Below are 20,431 nucleotides of genomic sequence, written 5' to 3'. Positions count from 1 at the left end.
CGGCGCTAGACCTTCTTGTCCAGCGTCGTCTTGATCTCTTCCTCTGCGTTCGTGAACGCGGTCATCGACCGTTCGACGTTGTGCTGCATGCCCCGCAGCGCCTCGACGACGTTCGCGAACCCTTCGGACGAGCCCTGAGCGCCCGGCTCGTAGTCCTTGGCGAACTCCTTGCCGGCGTCGTCGTCGCCCCAGCATCGGCCGAGCGAGTTCATCGCGGCCAGCAGTTCCTTGCCCGCGTCGTCCAGCTGATCCGCGGCCAGCCCCAGCTTGGCCGCGGCCGTCTTCACCGCGTCCGGATCCGCGGTGAACCCACCGTTCGGCATCAGACCCCCCTGGTCATCCAGCTCGAAGGCGGTTCTTCCTCATCGTCGTCCTGCCGGCGCACCCGTTTCGGCACCGGTTTCGGTGCCGGCGGCGCGGGCGGGGCCGGCGGAGGCGACGGTGTGTCGTCCTTGATCATCAGCGGCGCGTCGAAGTCCTCGTCGGACTTCGACGGCGCCGTCTCTTCTTCTTCCGCGAGGAAGTCGGGAATCGACGGCAGCAGCCCTTGCAGCGAAGGAGCGCCTTCGATGAGGTCCGAGAGATCCGGCAGCCCTTCGGTGATCGGCGCCATCAGATCGGCGACCTGCTGCTTGACCTGCAGTGATCCCTGACGCACCAGGTTCAGCACCGTGTTGGCCAGCTGGGCGGGAGTGGTGCGCTCGAAGGCGTTCGGCTGGATCTCCAGCTTCGCGAGCGTGCCGGTCGCGTCGATGGTGGCGCGGACGAGGCCGTCCTGCGAAACCACCGTCGCCGAAGTCTGCGAAGCGGCTTCCTGCGCGTCCCTGAGCTGGGCCGTCTGGCGCTCGAACTGCTCGAGCAGCGTGTCGACCTGGTCCTTCATGGCGGCATTGCGCGCTTCGAGGCGTGCGCTGTCGTCGCCGGCCGTCGTCACTTGAGCCCCCGGAAGTACTTGATCCCGGGCCTACGCCACCCGGTGTCGGTAAGCGTCACCCTAATGCCAAGGGCGGAGCCGTATCAGCGGTTCTCCCTTTTCGCACCGCGAGCAGGGAGGCGGCCGGTGCGCTTCAGGGTCGCCTCTCGGCGGCTATGCGCAGTGTGGCTCCAGCCGGACGGTATTCCACAAAGGCGGTTCTTCAGTGAGCCCGGGGGACACGGAAAGCGCACCGACCGTTGTGTCCAACGGTGCTCGTGATGCTGTTGTTCCCAGTGCCGGACGATTTGTCCCCACTCGAAGTGGGATCATGGCGGACGTGCCAGCGGACGCCGAGGTCGAACCGGGAACGCTCCTGGTCGCCGCCCCCACGATGTTCGATCCGAATTTCCGGCGGACCGTCGTGTTCGTCATCGACCACCGGGACGAGGGAACGCTCGGGGTCGTGCTCAACCGGCCGAGTGACGTCCCGGTGTACGACGTGCTCCCCAACTGGGGCGGGCACGTCGCCGAACCGCAGTCGGTGTTCGTCGGCGGTCCGGTGGAGAAGAAGACGGCGTTGTGCCTGGCCGCGTTGCGGACCGGTGAGACGGCGTCCAGCGTGCCGGGGGTGATCGCCGTCCGCGGTCCGGTCGCGCTGGTCGATCTCGACACCGATCCCGAGATGCTGGTCCCGAAGGTCCGCGGTGTGCGGGTGTTCGCCGGGTACGCGGGCTGGGACTCCGGCCAGCTGGCGAACGAGATCGAACGGGACGACTGGGTGATCGCCCCGGCGTTGCCCAGCGACGTCCTCGCCTCACCGGACCACGACCTCTGGGGTCAGGTGCTGCGGCGGCAGGGCATCCCGCTGGCGCTGCTGGCCACCCACCCGGGAGATCTCCAGCGCAATTAAGCGGTGGCGGTGTCGGCCTTCTTGAAGACGCCGCAGGTCCCGCAGGCGCAGCCACTGCATCCGGCGGGCCGCTCCGGTTCGGGTTCGGGGACCGTCGCGGCGGCGCGGTTGCCGAGCACTCCCCCGGCCGCGACCAGCGCGATCATCCCGAGCACACCCACGAACGAGGCGAGCAGCAGCCCGAACGTCGTCGGCATGACCAGTGCGGCGATCCCCGCCAGGACGGCGATCACGCCGCCCGCCAGCGTCGGTGGCCCGGCGACCTTGTTGCCCAGGCGGAAGGCCTCTTCACCGCGCATCGTGGCGGCGGTGCGCACACCGGCGCCGCGGTCACGCGGCAGCTTCTCACGCAGGCCGAGGAACCCACCCCAGCCGACGAGGACACCCAGCACGATCGGGACCAGCGCTATGACGAACACTCCACGAGGATAAGCGTGACGTTCCGGCAACCTCCCGGATACCCTGATCGACTGTGCTATAGGCCATGTCACGCCGAGCTGTCGCCCTCGCCCTGATCGGGGCCGTCCCCCTCACCCTGACGGCGGCACCCGCCGCCGAAGCGGGTCACCGTCCCCTTCGCCTGATCGGGGAACAGATCGTCCCGAACGCCCTGCCCTACGAGGGCACGGTCGTCGGGGGTCTCTCCAGCATCGACTTCGACCCCCGCACCGGCGAGTACGCGCTGATCTGCGACGACCGGTCCGGGATCAACCCGGCCCGGTTCTACACGGCCGAGTTCTCCCTGGACGCCAAGGGACTCGGCCCGGTCACCTTCACCGGCACCAAGCCGCTCCTGCGTCCCGACGGCACGCCGTACCCGCCGCTCGCGAAGAACGACCCCGCGCAGCCGCCGAACATGCAGACCATCGACCCCGAAGAGCTGCGCGTCGACCCCTGGACCGGCCGGTACGTCTGGTCGCAGGAGGGCGAGCGGTCGGCGGCGGCACGGATCGACCCGTCGATCCGCGAGGCGAAACGCGACGGCGCCTACGTCCGTGACCTGCCGATCCCCGCCAACGAGAAGATGACCGAGACGGCTGGGCCGAGGCAGAACCTCGCTCTCGAAGGCCTCACTTTCGCGGGCTTCGGCTCGCTGGTCGCCAGCTCGGTCGAGGGGCCGCTGCTGCAGGACGGGCCGGAGGCGAACACCACCTCCGGCGCCCTTTCGCGGATCACCGTGCAGTCGCGGTTCGGGCCGGTCCTGGCGCAGTACGCGTACCCGCAGGAGAAGGTCTTCGCGTCGCCGAACCCGCCCGGCGCCTTCGCGACCACCGGTATCTCGTCGCTGCTGGCCGTCGACCAGGCCGATCCGACGCGCTACCTGGTGATGGAGCGCTCGTTCGTCACCGGCGTCGGCAACAAGATCCGCATCTACGAGATCGACACCAAGGGCGCCACGAACATCCTGAGGATGTCCTCGCTGGCCGACGCGAAAAAGGTCGAACCGGTCAAGAAGCGCCTGCTGGCGGACCTGGCGGACTTCAAGTTGTCCACTGTGGACAACGTCGAGGGGATGACCTGGGGCCCGCGGCTCCCGAACGGCGAGCGCGGTCTGGTGCTCGTCAGCGACAACAACTTCTCGGCGACCCAGGTGACCCAGTTCATCGCTCTGGCGGTCCCCGCGGAACGGCTTTGACCAGCGGGTTAAACTGGACTCATGAACACGGCTCGGCTGCTCCTCGGCTTGCCGCGCTGAACTCGGCGGATCGGCCGGGACCAGCGCGGCGACCCCTCATGCCCTCCGGGCTGAGGGGTCGAGTTGTTTCTGGAGTGGCTTGACGTGGATGAGCACGGAGGATTTCGGCGATGAACCAGGCGAGCGAAGGCGCCGACTCGGCCCCTCAGCACCGCTACACCGCGGAGCTGGCGGGCCAGATCGAGCAGCGTTGGCAGGACTACTGGTCCGACCACGGCACCTACCACGCGCCGAACCCGGTCGGCCCCCTCGCGGACGAGAGCGACGGTGGTTCGTCCGTCCCGTCGGACAAGCTGTTCGTCCAGGACATGTTCCCGTACCCGTCGGGCGCCGGTCTGCACGTCGGCCACCCGCTGGGCTTCATCGCGACCGACGTCTTCGCGCGGTACCACCGCATGATCGGCCGGAACGTGCTGCACACGATGGGCTTCGACGCGTTCGGCCTGCCCGCCGAGCAGTACGCGGTGCAGACGGGACAGCACCCGCGCAAGACGACCGAAGAGAACATGGAGACCTACCTGCGCCAGATCCGGCGCCTGGGCCTGGGTCACGACGAGCGTCGCCGGATCTCGACGATCGACCCGGACTACTACAAGTGGACCCAGTGGATCTTCCTGCAGATCTACAACTCCTGGTACGACGAGAAGGCGGGCAGGGCCCGGCCAATCGTCGAGCTGGAGACCGAGTACGCGCAGGACAAGCGTCGTATCCCCGACGGCCGCAACTGGTGCGAGCTGACCCGCGCCGAGCAGTTGAAGATCATCGACTCGCATCGCCTGGTCTACCTGTCCGAGGCGCCGGTGAACTGGTGCCCCGGCCTGGGCACGGTGCTGTCGAACGAAGAGGTCACCTCCGACGGCCGCAGTGAGCGCGGCAACTTCCCGGTCTTCCGCCGCAACCTGCGGCAGTGGATGATGCGGATCACCGCCTACGCCGACCGGCTGGTCGACGACCTGGACCTGCTGGACTGGCCCGAGAAGGTCAAGTCCATGCAGCGCAACTGGATCGGCCGCTCGCACGGTGCGCGCGTGTCGTTCGAGGCGGGCGAGCAGCGGATCGAGGTCTTCACCACCCGTCCCGACACCCTGTTCGGCGCCACGTATCTGGTGGTCGCCCCCGAGCACCCGCTGGTCGACGAACTGACCGCCGCCACCTGGCCGGAAGGCGTCGACGCCCGCTGGACCGGCGACGCGGCGACGCCCGCCGAAGCGATCGCCGCCTATCGTGCGGCGGCGGCGCGGAAGTCCGAATTGGATCGTCAGGAGAGCAAGGAGAAGACCGGCGTCTTCACCGGCTCCTACGCGGTGAATCCGGCCGACGGCAAGGAGATCCCGGTCTTCGTCGCCGACTACGTCCTGATGGGCTACGGCACCGGCGCGATCATGGCCGTCCCCGGCCAGGACACCCGTGACTGGGAGTTCGCCGAGAAGTTCGGCCTGGAGATCATCCGTACCGTCCAGCCGACGGACGGTTTCGACGGCAAGGCGTTCACCGGCGACGGGCCCGCGATCAACTCCGGGTTCCTGGACGGCATGGGCGTCGGCGAGGCCAAGAAGACGATGATCGGCTGGCTGGAGGAGCACGGCCACGGCCGCGGCACCGTCCAGTACAAGCTGCGTGATTGGCTGTTCTCGCGCCAGCGCTACTGGGGCGAGCCGTTCCCCGTCGTCTACGACGAGGACGGCCAGGTCCACCCGCTGCCGGACAGCATGCTGCCGGTCGAACTGCCCGAGGTCGCCGACTACTCGCCGGTGACCTTCGACCCGGAGGACAGGGACAGCACGCCGTCCTCGCCGCTGGCGCGCGCGACCGACTGGGTCGAGGTCGAGCTGGATCTGGGGCAGGGCAAGAAGATCTACCGCCGCGACATCAACACCATGCCCAACTGGGCTGGTTCCTGCTGGTACCAGCTGCGGTACCTGGACCCGACCAACCCGGACGTGTTCGTCGCGCCGGAGAACGAGTCTTACTGGGTCGGCCCGCGTCCCGCCGAACACGGCGTCGACGACCCCGGCGGCACGGATCTGTACGTCGGCGGTGTCGAGCACGCGGTGCTGCACCTGCTGTACTCGCGGTTCTGGCACAAGGTGCTGTTCGACCTGGGCCACGTGTCGTCCAAGGAGCCGTACCGGAAACTGTTCAACCAGGGGTACGTCCAGGCCTACGCCTACACGGACGCACGCGGCGTCTACGTCCAGGCCGACCAGGTCGAGGAGCGGGACGGCAAGTTCTTCTTCGGTGACGAAGAGGTCAAGCAGGAATACGGCAAGATGGGCAAGAGCCTGAAGAATGTCGTGACGCCCGACCAGATGTCCACCGACTACGGCGCCGACACCTTCCGCTTCTACGAAATGTCGATGGGCCCGCTGGACGTCTCGCGGCCTTGGGCGACCAAGGATGTCGTCGGCGCGCAGCGGTTCCTGCAGCGGCTGTGGCGGCTGGTCGTCGACGAGGGGACCGGCGAACTGCGGGTGTCCACTGCGGACGCTACCGACGAGGATCGCAAGCAACTGCACAAGACGGTGGCCGGGGTCCGCGAGGACTACGCGGAGATGCGGTTCAACACGGCCGGCGCGAAGCTGATCGAGCTGAACAACTACGTCACCAAGACCTACGGCGGCACCGAGGCGACGCCGCGCGAACTGGTGGAGCCGCTGGTGCTGATGCTGGCGCCGCTGGCCCCGCACCTGGCCGAGGAGCTGTGGAAGCGCCTGGGCCACGCGGATTCCCTGGTGCACGGGCCGTTCCCGGTCGTCGACGAGAAGTACCTGGTCGAGGACTCCGTGGAGTACCCGATCCAGGTCGACGGCAAGGTGCGCTCGCGCGTCACCGTGCCCGCCGACGCGGGCAAGGACGCCGTGCAGGCGGCCGCGCTGGCCGACGAAAAGGTCGCCGCACTGGTCGGCGACGGCACACCGCGCAAGGTGATCGTCGTCCCGGGGCGGCTGGTCAACATCGTGCTGTAGTGCCGTGGCGGCTGTGACACCAAGACCGATTTGCGCCAGCGTCGAGGGGCATGAGGCGATTCGATGGAGTTGTTCAAGGACAACGAAATCGAACGGAGAACACCCCATGACCCTCGACGGCAAGGTGGCTTTGGTGACCGGCGGCAGCCGCGGGATCGGTGCCGCCACGGCGATCCGGCTCGCCGAGGACGGCGCCGACGTCGCACTCACCTATCAGCACAACGCGGCGCTCGCTGCCGGTGTCGTGGACGAGATCAAGGCGCTCGGCCGTCGCGCGCTGGCGATCCAGGCCGACAGCTCCGACGCCGCGGCTCTGGTTTCCGCGGTCGACACGACGGTCGCCGAGTTCGGCGGGCTCGACGTGCTGGTCAACAACGCGGGCGTCGGTTTCGTCGGCCCCCTCGACCAGACGAGCCTGGAGGACATCGACCGCGTGCTCACGGTCAACGTCCGCGGTGTCTACGTGGCCACGCAGGCCGCGGCCCGGCACCTCGGCGACGGCGGGCGCGTGGTCACCATCGGCAGCTGCATCGCCGACCGCGTTCCCGGCCCCGGGATGTCGCTGTACGCGGTGAGCAAGACCGCGCTGCTGGGCCTGACCAAGGGGCTCGCCAGGGAACTCGGGCCGCGTGGAATCACCGTGAACATCGTCCACCCCGGCCCGACCGACACCGACATGAACCCGGCCGACGGCCCGTACGCCGCCGACCAGCGGAGCCTGACGGTGTTCGACCGCTACGGTTCGCCGTCGGAGGTCGCCGCCACCGTGTCGTTCCTCGCCCGGCCGGACAGCAAGTACGTGACCGCGGCGACCGTCTCGGTCGACGGCGGGCACGCGGCATAACTCACTCCGCGGTGAGGCCGATCTCGCGGGCGAGATCGGCCAGCATCGCCTCGAAGAGGACGTCCGGTTTCGAGAACGGGATCGGATGGTTGCCGAAGACCTCGAGCGTGACGTGCCCGTAGAGCCGGGTCCAGAACTGGATCATCAGGTACGTCACGCCGAGGTCGAGCTTCTCCACCGGGAACGTCGCGCCGGACTCCTTCAGCACGACGAGCAATTCCTCCTGGAAGGACGTGAGATCGTCGCGCAGCTCGGCGGGCACCACGTCGTTCGACGGTGTCACCAGGTCGTGCATCGCCAGCACCCGGCCCGCCGCCGCGAGGAAGATCCGCCCGAACGGCTCGTCCAGCCTGCTCAACGTGTCATCGCCCGAAGGCGACGCGAAGACCAGCGTGAACTCCTTGGTGTGCGTGAGCGCCCAGTGCCGGAATCCCCGGCAGATGGCGAAAAGTTGCCGGGCGCCCTCGTCCGGCAGCTGCGCGATGTCCTCGGCGAGTCCGGCCGCGAGATCCGCGACGACGTCCGCACGCAGGTGCTCGACCAGATCGTCACGGGAGCCGTAGTAGCGGTACAACGCCGGCGCCGTGATGCCGAGTTCGCGTGCGATCGCTCGCAAGGTCACGGCCTCCGGTCCCTGCTCGACCAAGAGCGCCCGCGCCGTCCGGCGGATGTCCTGATCGGTCGCGGCCCGCTCACGATTCCTGCGGCCGGTGTTGGTCATCCGCGCATTCTAGGTGGTCAGTGCGGGATCGGAGCCGCATGGCCTCACGCTCTCGCGGGCTGGTTTCCGCCTCCGCAACTCATAGCGTTCCTGTTCGATGAGACGTCTACTGCTGTTGCTCGTGCCCGTACTGCTCTGCGCGGCCTGTGTTCCCCGATCCGGCTCTGAGGACGAGGCCGCGGCCTCCCCGCCGCCACCGCGGCGCTTCTTGCTGAAGGAGACACCCAGCACCGAACCGCCCGCGGTCTTCCAGGGCGGTTTCGTCCACAACGCTTGCGCGATCCTCACCTCCGATGTGCTGGCTGCCGCGGGGATGGCGTTGAAGGACGGCTTCCTCCAAGGCGGCGATCGCCTGAGCACCACCGACGGAGACCGCCCCGAACTCGCCGGAAAGGGCCTGTGGGTGAGTACCTGCGGCGGCAGCGTCACCGTGGCCGGTACCAGCGTGAGCCTGCACGTCCTGCACTCGCGATTTTCGCGCCGGACGGATTGGCGAGACGCCGTCCTGGAGGTCGGTGCTCGACAGGTGTCCGAAAGGTCACCGGAAGACATCAAGGTGAGCCTCCAGACCGACTACAACATTCTGGAACTCGGCATCACCGGCTTCACCAAGCTTTCCGATCCCGAAGCGGCTTTGACGACGCTGCTCGACGGCATCCGCCGGAAGATCGCCCAAGGGCCGCGGTCCATGCCCATACACAGCTACCCCGCGCCGTACGACCTCGTCGCCGACCCGTGCGCGGCTTTCCCCGCGGACGTCTTCACCACTATCACCGAACGGCCGACCGATGGCCTGCAACGGGATCTGTTCAGTCTGAGCGAAACCCCCGGCTCGAAGTACAACAGTGTCGAAATGCGCTGTGATCGCGCCGGGCAGGTGGACCTCTCGGAGGGAATCGCACCGAGCGTCACCGTCGGCCAGACCGTGCTGTCCGTACCGGACTCCGCCGTCGCCGCCGTCCGCGAACAGTGCGACTTCAGCCGGGGCGAGCCGTTGCCCCGGCCGATCGGCGAGGCGAGTTGCGGTGATTTCGGCGCCGACGGCGGGCAGATCCTGTTCCGCGGCGGGCGCTCGATGGTGCAGGTCAGCGTCGTCGCCGCCAAAACCGACCCGGCGACGACTCGCGAAAACCTGCTCAAAGGCGCCGAGGCCGTTTATGCCCGGCTTACGCCCTCCCCTTGAGATTCTTCAGGACTTCAGCCGCCACGTCACGGCCGAGGATGCAGGAGTCCTTGCCCTCGCGGCCCGCTTTGTCTCCTCGGGAGAGGGAAACCGAGTAGGCGAGCTGATCAGAGACGCCGACCACCACGACGCAATGTCGTTCGTCGCCCGGAGCATTTCCGCCGTACCCGATCGCGGGATAGCCGTCGATAGGAGTGAGCTCCACCCAGCGAGCGACTTCCGATTTCACACTTTGGTAGGCGAGGCTGATGCCTTGGTCCGACTTGGTTTGGTAGCTGACGGTGAATCCTGCGCCACTACCGGACGCGGCATTCCACCTGCAAGCGGTGCCGAGAGCGTCGGTGCTGGGCTTGGCGGGATCCGGTTCGCCGAGGAAAGATTCGAGTTGCTGAACGGTAAGGGCACTGTCACAGGGACTTCCGTCGAGGACTTTGGCGGGCAGCGGGTTCTGTACAGCGGGCGCTCCGCTGTGCGGGAGACCCGCCGTGCTCGGCGATGCGGTGGGTGAGTTCGTGCCTGCGGTCGGAGTGCCAGGAGTGGCACGGTTACCGTCGCACGCTGCCAGGAGCAGGGTGCCGGCGGCCACGAGTGCGAGAGTGGCCACCTGGTGCAGTGAAGTCATTCGAGTGACCCGCGTTTCTTGGTTGCTTCGGCTGCTTGCCGGTCGGTTTCCTCGGTCAATCCCAGCGCTTTTTCCAGTCGGAGGATCAGTTCCGTGAAGTAGTTATCCTGGAATCGCAAGTGGCCCTCATAATATACCCCGGTTTCTTTTATTCCGTTCGGGCCGTAGACCGCATGTTTGCTTGCAGGTTCATTTCCTGGTGCTACGACTTGATGCAGTTTCCATGCATTGTCTTGCATTTCGCGGATGAAGTCTCGTTGGTCTTGGCACTTCTTGAGCAAGGCACGCATCTCATCGCCGCTCATGGTGAAGCCTTGACCACTCGCCGGCGCCGCTCCACCGCCGACGACGTCGTCACTGTTCTGGAACCAGACATCTCCGAAGAACGAAGTCATCGAGATCTCCCCCTTTACTTCAGTCCGTGCAGGGTCGCGTAGAGGACGTCGACCAGGATGTCCCTGCTCCCCGGTTCGAAGCCGACCAGCGGTTCGCCGTCCTCGCCTGGCAGCACGTAGGTGAGGACGCGTCCGGCGTGAGCTGTATCGACCGCGGTGATCGGAGTGCTCCTGATGCCGCTGTTGACCGCGTAGAGCTGGTGCACCCCGGTGCGTTTCGCCGCCATCAGTTCCCGCGCGAAGGGCAGTGGGTCGTAGGCGGGCTCCTCGGTCGGGTCATCGAGGTCGTAGGAATCCTCGTAGACCGGCTGGCCGGAGAAGCGCGCTTTCGGGATCCTGAACGGGGTGATCCGGGCCGGTTCGACCGGGGGCAACATGTCGACCAAGGATTCGGCGCCGTAGCCGGGGTCGACGACGTCGATGCGGATCTTTTCGTCCTGGCGGATCACCCGGACCGCGTCCGGGCCGGACGCCGACACGAGGATGTTGCCGGTCTCGTCCGACTCGATGTCGCCGAGCCAGGCGGTGAACCGCAGCGGGCCGGTGGCCAGCACCCGGAGGAGGTTCCGGAACTCTCTGGTCAAAGTGCCGGCGGAGGCCAGCTTCAGCTCGGTGAGGGTGTCGAGCACCGCGTCGTCGAGTTTCTTCTTGGTGTCTTCGGCGAGCCACAGGTGGTCCGGGCCGAGTGCCGCGGGCGCGGGGCCGTGGCGCTCCCATTCCCACGCGGTGAGCAGGACGGTCTTCGGCAGGTACAGGGGTGCTTCGAACACGGTCAAAGCCCGATCACCGGCGGGACCGGCTTCGTGTCGGTGCCGCCGAAGACGCTCTCGGGGTCGGGTTCCTGCAGATACGAGGCGCGCTGGTGCTCCTCGTCCTCGCCGCCCTTGCCCTTGCCCGCACCGGTGCCCATCGGACCCATTCCGGGTGCGCCAGGCCTGCCCGTGCCCCCGGCGGGACCACCACCGGGCATTCCGGGGCGGACCGGTTGGCCAGGCTGACCGGGAGCCATCGCCCCGCTGCCGCGGCCGGCGCCGGGCGTGGCGCCACTTCCCGGGCCACCGGTCGACCCCGAGCCGGGCCCGAAACCGCCACCGCCGCCGGGACCGAATCCCGGTCCGAAACCACCGCCACCACCACCGGGGCCGAAATTGGTGCCGCCACCGGTTCCGGGGCCGAAGGGCGGCGGCTGGTAACCCGGATACGACGAAGGCTGCGAAGGCGTGTAGCCCGCCGCCCGTGTGCCGTCATCGTACTGACCTGGGTGGAAGCCCGGATCGGAAGGCTGAGGAGAGTGAGGGGGGTCATACGGCCGCGGACTCGGGGTTTCGTGGCCGGGTGGCGGTCCCGTTGGTGGCGGTGGCTGCACTCCGCCCGGAGGCGGTGGCTGCACCCCGCCCGGAGGGGGCCGGTATCCGCCGTCGCCGGGATCCGAGCGCCCGTCGAACCCGCGCACCTTGTCCCTGTCACCGGGGCCGGGGCGGCTGTCGTCGACCTTGAAATCCCCGCCGTCGAACGCGCCGAGTTGCCCGTAGTCGATGGTCCGGCCTGCGGTGTTCGAGCTCGACTGGTCGTTGTAGGCGTTGTAGCGGTCGAGGTTCGCTTGCGCTTTCTGGTTGTACTGGTTGACCTTGTCTTCGGTGTCGGTGTCCCACGGCGTCACGTCGTCATAGGTGCCCGTGGTCGGCGGGTCGGCGGCGACTTCGCGGTCCAGCGAGTTCTTCAGCGACACGAACTGATCCAGCTGCGTCTGGGTCAGCCCCGAATTGCGCTCGAGACTCGATGAGGCGGACGTGGACGAGTCGGCGAGTGGCTGAAGTCTCGCCCGTGCCGCGTCCGCCGCGCCCCCGGTCCAGGCGGACTCCAACGCCGTCATCACGCCGCGGGTCCCGTCATGGAGCTGGGTCTGGTTCCGCGCTTGCTCACCTCCGACCCTGCGCGCCTCTTCCAGCGAGCCGGTGCCAGGGCCGTTCAGCACGGCTTCGAGCAGCTGCTTGGGCGTCATTCCGCCCTGATTGACCGCTCCGGAGCCGTCGCTCACGTTCGACCCGACGATTCCGCCGACGATCGCACCGACCGGCCCGCCCACGACGAAACCGGCCGCTGCACCGGCGCCGGTCTTGCCGAGCAGGCCTGCGGCCGCCTCCCACACGTCCCCGAACAAACCCATCGAAGCCCTCCCCGGCCCAATCGGTTGAGATGTTGCGCTCACGCACAATACCGTGCCGATTACACCAGGTGGGTGGATTCAACCCAGAAGGCGAGCCTGCAGCCGGGTGATCGGCCGGAGCACCAGGAAGATCGGGATGGCCATTCCGAGCGCGACGAGGAAATGCACGAACCACGCCCCTGCCAACGTCGGCCCGCCCCACGTGCCCCCGGGGTCGCTCCCGGTCCAGAAGAACCCATAGGTCGCGATGCGCCCGACAAGGTAGAAAAGCAGCAAAGCGAGTAGAAACGCGACCACGCTCAGACCGAAAGCCGCAGCGAACCGTGGCCGTGTCCTGCTCCCCTGCCCGAGCCAGCGCCGCGCGAGTCGACGCTGGACCTTCGCGCCACCGAGGTAACCCGGAAGAACGAGCAGCGCGTAGATCGCGCGTTTCCAGTCCGAAATCGTCATACCGGCACGCTAGGGACTCCTGAACTGCACAGATACGGGGCTGGCCGCCGACCCGAGTAGGGAAAACCGGGGATCTGTGGTGATCCCCGCGACCGGGGCGTGGATGCGTGCGAAATGTTCCCCGCCGTCAAACGGGTATGCAACACTCGGTCGCCGAATGGCTACGACGTGAACGGGGGAGGTTCGCGTGTCGAACCCTGAGCAGCTCTTCGCTGATTTCGAGGCCAAGCTGGCCGATGCCCAGCGAAAGGCGAATCGGATGCGCACCGAGATCGAAGGCGTCTCGGTGTCCGAACGCAGCAAAGACGGCCAGATCTCGGTCAAGGTCAATCACGCGGGCAACCTCGTGGGCCTGGAGATCGGCCCGTCCGTGCGGGACGACCCGGCGCTCGCGCAGGAGATCCTCCGCGTCGTCCAGAGCGCCCAGAGCAAACTCGCGAGCGCGATGCGGACCGGTGTCCCGTCCATCGCGGGCACCGAGACGATGAACGAGCTGGTCGACCAGCTGCAGAGCGAGTACCCGGAACCCGAGCCGACGGGTTACGTCGAGGGCGGACACCAAGCGGTGGACGAGGACGCCCGTTTCGTCGCCGAAGACGAACTCGACACGCCTCCGCCCCCTCCCGCCCCGAAGTCGCCCGCTCCTCCGGCCACACCCGCGCCACCGCGCGCCGCGCGCAGGCAGCAGACGGACCACGAGGACGACTACTTCACCGGCGGCGACTTCCTGCGCTGAGCGGGATTTTCGAGGGAAGGAAGCAATGGGACAGCCACAAGGCAGCGAAGACTTCAGGGTCGATCCCGCAGAGCTCGCCGCACATCGCGACACGATCGACTACCTGGGGCAGCGAGTCGCGATGACCGGATCTGCCGCAGACGCGGCAATGGGCGATGAAGCGTTCGGCCTGGTCGGAATTCCTCTCGCCGCGATTTGCGCCACGGTGCAGAGTCTGGCGCGGAGCGCGATCGAGTCGGCTGTCGTGGCCTCAGCCGACCATGCCGATCGTGTGCACACGTGGCAACAGAGGAAACAAATGCAGGAAGACGAGTTCAAGAGCCTCTTCAAGGTGGAGGACTGACCGATGGCAGAAACGCCCGTCGTGGCACCAGGTCCCAATCCGCTGATCAAGACGGACGCCGCACAGGATGAGAGCTCGCTCGAAGGCGCGGGAATCCTCCAGGATTTCTGGGACACGGGCGCCAAGATATCGAGTGGTGACTGGGCGGAAGGGCTGGCGAACTTCGCCAACGGCGCGAGCGGCCTTGCCGATCTCGTCGCCGATCCGATCGGCACTCTGGCGGCCTCGGCGTTCGGCTGGATCATCGAACACGTCCCGTTTCTCCGTGAGCCGCTGGACTGGCTGGTCGGCGATCAGGTCGCTTTGGACAACATGATCGGGACCTGGGAGAACATCGGCAAGGAGCTCGAATCCGTAAGTGAAGACCTGAGCAAGGCGACGGACCGCGACAGCGCGAATTGGACCGGTCAAGCCGCGGACGCTTACCGGGCCTTCGCCAAGAATCGCGCCGACTTGTACGCGGGTATCGCCTCGGGCGCGAATTCCATCGGGACTCTGGTCAGCGTGTGCAAGATGATCCTTGCGGTGGTGCGGACCATAGTCCGAGACTTGATCTCGGAGTGTCTCGGGAAACTCGTGAGCATCGCGATGCGCTACCCGGGGCCGGCAATGCCCGCCGGCATCGCCGCGGAGGGAACGCCGAAGGCCATCGGCTACGCACAACGGTGCCTCGGCTGGATCAAAAAGCTGACCAAGGCGTTCGACAAGGCCAAGGGGCTCTTCAAACGTCTTACTGACGGTTTCGACAAGATCAAAGACGCTTTGACGCCGAAAGCGCTGAAGCGGTTCACAGGCAGCGGGAAGAACGCGGTCGATGCCGTCGAGGAGAGCGGGACCTTCGCTTCCAAGGTCGCGAAGGCGAGAGATGATCTGCCCGAGTCTCGTAAGCACATTTTCGCGCTTGAGGACACGGCGAAGAGCAAGTCCTTCGCTGACAATCTTTCCCAGGTGCAGGACAATGTGGTCCGAAGGATCAAGGAAGATCACGGCAAGGACTTCCAGGAAGCTTTGACGAAGGAGAAGCGGAAGTTCTACGGGAAGATGGCCGATGGCGTCCTCGACGGCTCCGAGGACGAGCCTCCGAGTCGGAAAGTCCAGCCTCCAGCAGGTTACGTTGGTCCCTATAGCGCGGGCGGAGCGCCGCAGAACACTCCAGAGCCCGTCGGTGGGTCACAGGCTTCTGGAGTGGTCGCTGGTGACAAAACAGCTGCGGAAGACGCGGAGTCGCCGATCTTCGACCAACCTGGTGAAAACCGGATTTCGGGCTCGTTGTGAGCGTCAGAATCCCGAAAGGACCCACAAGTGACCGATGATCGGTTGGTGATCTCGCGAACGCCGGCCGTCTTCGGTCATCTGGTGTTGGTCGTTCTGTTCAGCACACTGACTGCTGTCATGGTTTTCGCCGTGTTCAGTGACCAGCAGTTGGCGGTACGCATAGTCTGCGGTGTGCTCTGTGCTGTTTTCGTCTATTGCGGCACTATCGAGTTGCGTAACTACCGGACGCCGCCTCCTGCTGACGAGCTGGTCGTCCAATCGGCAGGTATCACCAGAATCGAGAACGGCCTGGTCAGTTGGACCGCTCCATGGGGTGACATCGAAAAGGTTGTCCTGAGCCTCAAGTTTCGCGAGTACACACATCGCAAACCGGGAACTGACCGGTTCATGCTGGTTCTTCGGCCCGGGCCGGATTTCGATGCCCGTTCGACAGGTCTCACCCGAGAACCGGATGGGGACCTGCAGATTTCGGATGTCGACCTCAGCTCCCGGGAGGCCGAGCAGCTGCTGCCCGTCCTCGTCCGCTATGTCGAGGTCGAGATCGAGGACGACAACTGTGCCGTGGCACCGAAGCCCGATGAGCCGATCGTCGATGCCGCGCGTGAACGTGGAGAAGACCTCGTCATTGAGGACGACGCGGTGAAGATTCATGTCAACGGCTGGGACAAGCGGAAGCTCAAGGCGTTCCACCTCTGCTCGTTGATGATCGAGGTGTGCTGTCTCGTCGTTGCCGCCGCCACCGATGTCACCGCCGTGCGAGTCGGCGCGTTCGTGGTCCTCTTCGGCCTCTTCGTGGTGACGATGGTGGTCGATGGATTCGAGAGCGAGACGCACAAGAAGGAGCGGATGGCCGTCCTCGAACTCGGGCCCCGTGGCTTTTTCCTGCGCACCTACGGTTCAGTCGCGGGTGTTTGGTGGCACGAGATCGATGCCGTGCGGTGGGGCGTCGACAACAAGACCAGGTATCTGGAGTTTCTTCCCGCCTCGAAGGACTTTTCGATCCGTCATCCACGCTTGGCGACTCTGACCCGCCGGGACCGCTACGACGAGAAGTCCGAGGTTCTCGATGGTGGCTGGTACCGGTTGGCGGAGCCGTTCACGGCGAACGCGCGTCGTGAGTTCGAGAGCGCCATGAGTGCGGCGCGAAACGTCGAGTTCCGGGAGACAGCCGTAGTCGGCTGACCGTCCCGTCATGCAGAGCCGGGGCGCCGCCGGCGCCGATCACTCGGGGGGCTACGTGATCGACGCCGGCGACCCGATGCCCCATCCCCGGCAAGCCGGGTTCGGGGCAACGTCACCGCGTGAAGCGGCAACGCATCTCAAGAGCGGGCGTGATCGCCGAAATGACGCCCGGGGGAAGGTTATCCCCCGAAAGAGTGTCGGCGTTCCGCTGCTCGCCTGATTGTCGCACTACGCGCCGAGAAAGTTACAAAGTTCTTCACATCTTCGCCGGAAGAAGGGTCATGCCCGGACAACTGCTGGTCATGGCATCGTTTCCTCCATGACTTCTCAGGTGCTGGTCATCGGGTCCGCCAATGCCGATCTCGTCGTTCCGGTCGACCGGCGACCAGGGGGTGGCGAAACAGTACTCGGTGGCGACACGATCTTGTCACCGGGTGGCAAGGGCGCCAACACGGCGGTCGCCGCGGCCCGGCTCGGCGCCGACGTCGCGCTGCTCGGGGCGGTCGGTGACGATCCGTACGGCGAGTTGCTCAAGCGGTCGCTGGCGGAGTCCGGGGTGGACACGGACTTGCTGCGGACGAGTGAGCGTCCGACTGGGATCGCCTACATCACGGTCACCCCCGACGGCGAGAACTCGATCCTCGTCTCGCCCGGCGCCAATTCCGGCCTGCGGCCCGAGGACGTCGATCTCGACGGCGCCGAGATCGTGGTGTTGTCGCTGGAGATTCCGCTCGAGACCGTCGAACACGCCGTGGCGAAGGCCGCCGAAAAGGGCGTGAGGACGCTGTTGAACCTGTCTCCGGCCGCCGAGCTTTCCGCGAAAACGCTTCAGGGGCTCGAAATCCTGCTGGTCAACGAGCACGAGGCAGCGTTCCTGCTCGGTGGCGCGGCAGACTTTCCCAAGCTGCTCGATCTCGGTCCGAAGGCCGCTGTCGTGACGCTCGGCGCGAAGGGGGCGGCGGTGGTGACCGCGGACGGCGTGACGGAGGTGCCGTCGCCGAAGGTCGAGGCCGTGGACACCACGGGCGCCGGTGATGCTTTCGCGGGCGCGCTCGCGACGTCGCTCGCGAAGGGCGAGAAGCTGGCCGAGGCCGCGCGTAAGGCGGTGAAGGTGGCGGCGATCACGGTGACCCGCCAGGGCGCGCAGCCGTCGTATCCGACAGCGTCCGAACTGGAATGATGTGTACTTCTGTGTTGTGCTGTCGGCTATGAGTCAGGTCATGCCGCCGATGAGATATGGTCTAGACCATGCCGTCTGAGTCTTTGACCGGGGTCGCCGTCAGTCCCGGCCGCGCGAGCGGTCCTGTCGTCCGGGTCGCCGAACCGCTCGGCGAACCCGCGAGCACGCCGGCACCGGCCGATCCCGCCGCCGAGGCCGCTCGAATCGCCCCGGCCGCGCAGATCGTGGCGGGACGGCTCGAGAAGCTGGCCGAGATCGCGACCGGTGAGGCCTCGACGATTCTCGTCACCACGGCGGCGATGGCGGCCGACCCGGCGCTCGTCTCGTCGGCCGAACAGCTGGTCAAGGACCAGGATCTGCCCGCACCGCGCGCGGTGCACCAGGCGGCGGGAAAGTTCGCCGACGCGCTCGCGGCCGCCGGCGGTTACATGGCCGAGCGCGCGCGCGACGTTCTCGACGTGCGCGACAGGCTCGTCGCCGAGCTTCTCGGTATCGCGCCTCCTGGCGTCCCCGACCTCGAGTCGCCGAGTGTGCTCGTCGCGCGCGACCTCGCGCCCGCCGACACCGCCGGCCTCGACCCGGAGAAGGTGCTGGCGCTCGTCACCGAAGAGGGCGGACCCACCAGCCACACCGCGATCCTCGCCCGCGCGCTCGGCATCCCCGCCGTCGTCGCGGTCCGCGGAGTTCTCGCGCTCGATGCGCAAGCGCTTGCGGTGGACGGTGACACCGGCGTCGTCGAGGTCGCGGACCCGAACGCCGCCGTCGTCACGGCCGCCAAAACCGGCACGATCGAATGGAACGGCACGGGCGCGACCGCCGACGGCCACCGCGTGAAGGTGCTCGGCAACGTCGGTTCGGCCGCCGACGCCCAGGCCGCCGCCGAGGCGGGCGCCGAGGGTGTCGGCCTCTTCCGCACCGAATTCTGCTATCTCGACGCGTCCTCCGAGCCGAGCGTCGAAGAGCAGCGCAAGGCCTACACCGCCGTGCTCACGCCGTTCCGCGGCAAACCGGTCGTCGTCCGCACACTCGACGCGGGCGCCGACAAACCCCTCGCCTTCCTGGAGCCCGAGGCCGAGCCCAACCCGGCGCTCGGCGTACGCGGGCTTCGGGTCGCCTTCGACCGGCCCGAGATCCTCGATCGCCAGCTCGAGGCCATCGCCGGTGCCGCGCAGGACTCCGGCGCCGAGGTTTCGGTGATGGCGCCGATGGTCGCCACCGCCGCCGAGGCCGCCTGGTTCGCCGAACGTGCCCGCGCCGCCGGAATCGCCCGCACGGGCGTGATGATCGAGATTCCCGCCGCCGCGCTGACCGCCCGCGAGATCCTCGACGCGGTCGACTTCGTCTCCGTCGGCACCAACGACCTCGCGCAGTACACCTTCGCCGCGGATCGCCAGCTCGGCGCGGTCGCCAAGCTCAACGACCCGTGGCAGCCGGGGCTGCTGCGCCTGCTCGAGGTCGTCGGCCAGGCCGCGAAGGACACCGGCAAACCCGCCGGTGTCTGCGGTGAGGCCGCCGCCGACCCGCGGCTCGCACTGGTGCTGGCCGGGTTCGGCCTCACCAGTCTCTCGATGAACGCGCCCGCCGTGCGCGCGGTCGGCGCGAGCCTGGCGGCGACGACACTGGCCGAGTGCGAGGCGCTCGCCGAGGCGGTCTTGGCCACGTCGGACCCGGTGTCCGCGAGGCAGGCCGCCGCGGTGCCCCCTGCCGCGCGCTGACGGAAACCCGCCAAAGGGCCGCGGTCTCCGTCGGGCGCAGGACGCCCTTGGAGACCGCGGCGACAGCAAAGGTCCCTTGCTCCCCTGAGCGGGAAAGATCCCGCCCTGCTGATCGTCACGGGACCGGCGGGCGACGTCGGCGGGTTCGTGCTGCTGACGCAGGGCGAGGCAGGCGCGGGTCCGGTTCGGCGGCTTCGCTTTCGCAGCCCGGCAACGAATTCGGCTACGCGCTGGGTATCGCGACCGTGGGGACGCTGGGCAACGCCGTCACCCAGGCCCGGCTCGCCGACGCGGTTCCCCGCGCACGGCGCGTTCGCCAGCGGAATGCACGCGGTGTCCGGGCCGGCCGCGCCGGTGCCGGCCGCCGTCGCGTACTTCGTGCTCCGGCACCTCCGGCACGTGCGCCCGGTCGGTGGCTAACCGAAGAAGCCCCGCCGCGGGTACTTGATGATCAGCGACCCCCCGTGCACGCGCCCCGTGATGACGAACCGGGGCGTGCCGGGGCGGCCGTTCGAACGTGTCCGATCGTCGAGGTTCCCGAACTTGATGTCGGTGATCGAGTTGGTGTCGACGGCGCCGTTCTCGGGGATGGTGATCTCCACCGGCCCCCATTTGGCCTGCAGTTCGATGTGCACGACCGGATGCCGGATCTCGGCCTGGGAGAAGTCCAGCTTCGTGGCGCCGTACTTGTTCCGGATCACCATCGACTCGGGGACCAGCCAGTTCCCGTCGCGCTGCAACGCCGAGTACTTGCCGTTGAGCTCCATCACCTGCCCGGACGACTGCGCGTAGGCGTGCTGCCTCGGTGGTGACCACGGGTTCTGCTGCTGCCGTGGCACCATTCCCGCCTCGGGATGCACCAGCCCGGGCAGATCCGTGAGCACCGCGTTCAGCTCCCCGCGGGTCTTCGAAGCGAGGGCGCGGTCGGTCCGCTCGGTGAACTCGTCGAGGTTCAGCATGCCGAGGCCGATCGCCTTCTGCAGGACCTCGACGACGTGTTCGCGCTCCGCGTCGGAGACCCGGATGTCCCGTCCGGTCAACGGCTTGGTCTCGGTCGCCGGCTGCTCTTCCTCACCCATGTCCTGAATGGTAGAACCGGATATCCCGCGCGAGATCGGGGAAATACCCTG

Annotated in this window: 21 protein-coding genes; 11 read left to right on the top strand and 10 right to left on the bottom strand. The window is 67.4% G+C overall.

What is annotated here, in order from left to right:
- Nucleotides 1-5: 5 nt before the first annotated feature.
- Nucleotides 6-323 carry a WXG100 family type VII secretion target gene (locus P3102_RS37615; RefSeq protein ID WP_276365432.1) on the bottom strand — a complete coding sequence of 106 codons (318 nt, stop codon included), beginning with the start codon at nucleotides 321-323 and terminating at the stop codon, nucleotides 6-8.
- Nucleotides 323-934: a YbaB/EbfC family nucleoid-associated protein gene (locus P3102_RS37610; RefSeq protein WP_276365430.1), complete on the bottom strand. Its 612-nt coding sequence runs from the start codon at nucleotides 932-934 to the stop codon at nucleotides 323-325. Before P3102_RS37610 ends, P3102_RS37615 begins: the two co-directional genes overlap by 1 nt.
- A 310-nt stretch (nucleotides 935-1,244) precedes the next feature.
- On the opposite strand from P3102_RS37610, the gene P3102_RS37605 reads away from it, so the two are divergent.
- Nucleotides 1,245-1,826 (top strand): YqgE/AlgH family protein, encoded by a 582-nt coding sequence (locus tag P3102_RS37605; protein WP_276365429.1) that lies wholly within the window; start codon nucleotides 1,245-1,247, stop codon nucleotides 1,824-1,826.
- On the opposite strand, the gene P3102_RS37600 is transcribed toward P3102_RS37605, so the two are convergent.
- Nucleotides 1,823-2,245, bottom strand: a complete 423-nt coding sequence (locus P3102_RS37600; RefSeq protein ID WP_276365427.1) for an SdpI family protein — start codon at nucleotides 2,243-2,245, stop codon at nucleotides 1,823-1,825. The two genes, P3102_RS37605 and P3102_RS37600, sit on opposite strands and share 4 nt — an antisense overlap.
- Before the next feature lie 65 nt (nucleotides 2,246-2,310).
- On the opposite strand from P3102_RS37600, the gene P3102_RS37595 reads away from it, so the two are divergent.
- From P3102_RS37595 to P3102_RS37585, 3 genes are all read left to right on the top strand, one after another.
- Nucleotides 2,311-3,462, top strand: a complete 1,152-nt coding sequence (locus P3102_RS37595) for an esterase-like activity of phytase family protein (RefSeq protein WP_276365425.1) — start codon at nucleotides 2,311-2,313, stop codon at nucleotides 3,460-3,462.
- 170 nt (nucleotides 3,463-3,632) lie between these two features.
- Entirely contained in the window at nucleotides 3,633-6,488 is a 2,856-nt protein-coding gene (gene leuS / locus P3102_RS37590) for a leucine--tRNA ligase (protein ID WP_276365424.1), read from the top strand.
- Between the two features lie 106 nt (nucleotides 6,489-6,594).
- Nucleotides 6,595-7,332 (top strand): 3-oxoacyl-ACP reductase family protein, encoded by a 738-nt coding sequence (locus tag P3102_RS37585; protein ID WP_276365423.1) that lies wholly within the window; start codon nucleotides 6,595-6,597, stop codon nucleotides 7,330-7,332.
- A 1-nt stretch (nucleotide 7,333) separates the two neighbouring features.
- On the opposite strand, the gene P3102_RS37580 is transcribed toward P3102_RS37585, so the two are convergent.
- Complete coding sequence (locus P3102_RS37580) at nucleotides 7,334-8,053, bottom strand: TetR/AcrR family transcriptional regulator (RefSeq protein ID WP_276365422.1); 720 nt, start codon at nucleotides 8,051-8,053, stop codon at nucleotides 7,334-7,336.
- A gap of 97 nt (nucleotides 8,054-8,150) precedes the next feature.
- Here P3102_RS37580 and P3102_RS37575 point away from each other — a divergent pair, with 97 nt between their 5' ends.
- Nucleotides 8,151-9,236, top strand: a complete 1,086-nt coding sequence (locus P3102_RS37575; RefSeq protein WP_276365421.1) for a hypothetical protein — start codon at nucleotides 8,151-8,153, stop codon at nucleotides 9,234-9,236.
- On the opposite strand, the gene P3102_RS37570 is transcribed toward P3102_RS37575, so the two are convergent.
- From P3102_RS37570 to P3102_RS37550, 5 genes are all read right to left on the bottom strand, one after another.
- On the bottom strand, nucleotides 9,220-9,822 hold the full coding sequence (locus P3102_RS37570) for a DUF3558 domain-containing protein (protein ID WP_276365420.1): 603 nt from the start codon (nucleotides 9,820-9,822) through the stop codon (nucleotides 9,220-9,222). The two genes, P3102_RS37575 and P3102_RS37570, sit on opposite strands and share 17 nt — an antisense overlap.
- A 32-nt stretch (nucleotides 9,823-9,854) precedes the next feature.
- Entirely contained in the window at nucleotides 9,855-10,253 is a 399-nt protein-coding gene (locus tag P3102_RS37565; RefSeq protein WP_276365419.1) for a hypothetical protein, read from the bottom strand.
- A 14-nt stretch (nucleotides 10,254-10,267) separates the two neighbouring features.
- Nucleotides 10,268-11,023: an ESX secretion-associated protein EspG gene (locus P3102_RS37560; RefSeq protein ID WP_276365418.1), complete on the bottom strand. Its 756-nt coding sequence runs from the start codon at nucleotides 11,021-11,023 to the stop codon at nucleotides 10,268-10,270.
- Between the two features lie 2 nt (nucleotides 11,024-11,025).
- The gene (locus P3102_RS37555) at nucleotides 11,026-12,420 is read right to left on the bottom strand and encodes a hypothetical protein (protein ID WP_276365417.1); all 1,395 of its coding nucleotides are present in this window, start codon (nucleotides 12,418-12,420) and stop codon (nucleotides 11,026-11,028) included.
- 78 nt (nucleotides 12,421-12,498) lie between these two features.
- A complete protein-coding gene (locus P3102_RS37550) occupies nucleotides 12,499-12,870 on the bottom strand; it encodes a hypothetical protein (RefSeq protein WP_276365416.1) in 372 nt (123 codons plus the stop codon).
- 187 nt (nucleotides 12,871-13,057) lie between these two features.
- Between P3102_RS37550 and P3102_RS37545 the strand changes: the two genes are divergently transcribed.
- The 6 genes from P3102_RS37545 to ptsP all read left to right on the top strand — a co-directional run bounded on the left by P3102_RS37545 (nucleotide 13,058) and on the right by ptsP (nucleotide 19,301).
- Nucleotides 13,058-13,606, top strand: coding sequence for a YbaB/EbfC family nucleoid-associated protein (locus tag P3102_RS37545; RefSeq protein ID WP_276365415.1), 549 nt, complete (start codon nucleotides 13,058-13,060; stop codon nucleotides 13,604-13,606).
- Nucleotides 13,607-13,631: 25 nt separating this feature from the next.
- On the top strand, nucleotides 13,632-13,949 hold the full coding sequence (locus tag P3102_RS37540; protein WP_276365414.1) for a hypothetical protein: 318 nt from the start codon (nucleotides 13,632-13,634) through the stop codon (nucleotides 13,947-13,949).
- Nucleotides 13,950-13,952: 3 nt separating this feature from the next.
- On the top strand, nucleotides 13,953-15,224 hold the full coding sequence (locus tag P3102_RS37535) for a hypothetical protein (protein WP_276365413.1): 1,272 nt from the start codon (nucleotides 13,953-13,955) through the stop codon (nucleotides 15,222-15,224).
- A gap of 27 nt (nucleotides 15,225-15,251) precedes the next feature.
- Complete coding sequence (locus P3102_RS37530) at nucleotides 15,252-16,406, top strand: hypothetical protein (RefSeq protein ID WP_276365412.1); 1,155 nt, start codon at nucleotides 15,252-15,254, stop codon at nucleotides 16,404-16,406.
- A gap of 319 nt (nucleotides 16,407-16,725) precedes the next feature.
- Nucleotides 16,726-17,586 (top strand): ribokinase, encoded by an 861-nt coding sequence (locus P3102_RS37525; RefSeq protein ID WP_276365411.1) that lies wholly within the window; start codon nucleotides 16,726-16,728, stop codon nucleotides 17,584-17,586.
- A 68-nt stretch (nucleotides 17,587-17,654) separates the two neighbouring features.
- Nucleotides 17,655-19,301 (top strand): phosphoenolpyruvate--protein phosphotransferase, encoded by a 1,647-nt coding sequence (gene ptsP, locus P3102_RS37520; RefSeq protein ID WP_276365410.1) that lies wholly within the window; start codon nucleotides 17,655-17,657, stop codon nucleotides 19,299-19,301.
- A gap of 416 nt (nucleotides 19,302-19,717) precedes the next feature.
- On the opposite strand, the gene P3102_RS37515 is transcribed toward ptsP, so the two are convergent.
- Nucleotides 19,718-20,380: a DUF1707 domain-containing protein gene (locus P3102_RS37515; protein WP_276365409.1), complete on the bottom strand. Its 663-nt coding sequence runs from the start codon at nucleotides 20,378-20,380 to the stop codon at nucleotides 19,718-19,720.
- Nucleotides 20,381-20,431 lie beyond the last annotated feature (51 nt).

It is taken from the genome of Amycolatopsis sp. QT-25, assembly GCF_029369745.1.
GTDB lineage: Bacteria > Actinomycetota > Actinomycetes > Mycobacteriales > Pseudonocardiaceae > Amycolatopsis.
The sequence above is the reverse complement of the archived record's forward strand: the minus strand, read 5'-3'. Positions and strand labels throughout refer to the sequence as shown.

Bases quoted from the DNA above. Each gene is read 5' to 3' on its own strand.
- P3102_RS37575 (WP_276365421.1), top strand. From the start codon at position 8,151: ATGAGACGTCTACTGCTGTTGCTCGTGCCCGTACTGCTCTGCGCGGCC.
- P3102_RS37615 (WP_276365432.1), bottom strand. From the start codon at position 323: ATGCCGAACGGTGGGTTCACCGCGGATCCGGACGCGGTGAAGACGGCC.
- P3102_RS37540 (WP_276365414.1), top strand. From the start codon at position 13,632: ATGGGACAGCCACAAGGCAGCGAAGACTTCAGGGTCGATCCCGCAGAG.
- P3102_RS37595 (WP_276365425.1), top strand. From the start codon at position 2,311: ATGTCACGCCGAGCTGTCGCCCTCGCCCTGATCGGGGCCGTCCCCCTC.
- P3102_RS37555 (WP_276365417.1), bottom strand. From the start codon at position 12,420: ATGGGTTTGTTCGGGGACGTGTGGGAGGCGGCCGCAGGCCTGCTCGGC.
- P3102_RS37565 (WP_276365419.1), bottom strand. From the start codon at position 10,253: ATGACTTCGTTCTTCGGAGATGTCTGGTTCCAGAACAGTGACGACGTC.
- P3102_RS37605 (WP_276365429.1), top strand. From the start codon at position 1,245: ATGGCGGACGTGCCAGCGGACGCCGAGGTCGAACCGGGAACGCTCCTG.
- leuS (WP_276365424.1), top strand. From the start codon at position 3,633: ATGAACCAGGCGAGCGAAGGCGCCGACTCGGCCCCTCAGCACCGCTAC.
- ptsP (WP_276365410.1), top strand. From the start codon at position 17,655: ATGCCGTCTGAGTCTTTGACCGGGGTCGCCGTCAGTCCCGGCCGCGCG.
- P3102_RS37535 (WP_276365413.1), top strand. From the start codon at position 13,953: ATGGCAGAAACGCCCGTCGTGGCACCAGGTCCCAATCCGCTGATCAAG.
- P3102_RS37580 (WP_276365422.1), bottom strand. From the start codon at position 8,053: ATGACCAACACCGGCCGCAGGAATCGTGAGCGGGCCGCGACCGATCAG.
- P3102_RS37515 (WP_276365409.1), bottom strand. From the start codon at position 20,380: ATGGGTGAGGAAGAGCAGCCGGCGACCGAGACCAAGCCGTTGACCGGA.
- P3102_RS37550 (WP_276365416.1), bottom strand. From the start codon at position 12,870: ATGACGATTTCGGACTGGAAACGCGCGATCTACGCGCTGCTCGTTCTT.
- P3102_RS37585 (WP_276365423.1), top strand. From the start codon at position 6,595: ATGACCCTCGACGGCAAGGTGGCTTTGGTGACCGGCGGCAGCCGCGGG.
- P3102_RS37525 (WP_276365411.1), top strand. From the start codon at position 16,726: ATGACTTCTCAGGTGCTGGTCATCGGGTCCGCCAATGCCGATCTCGTC.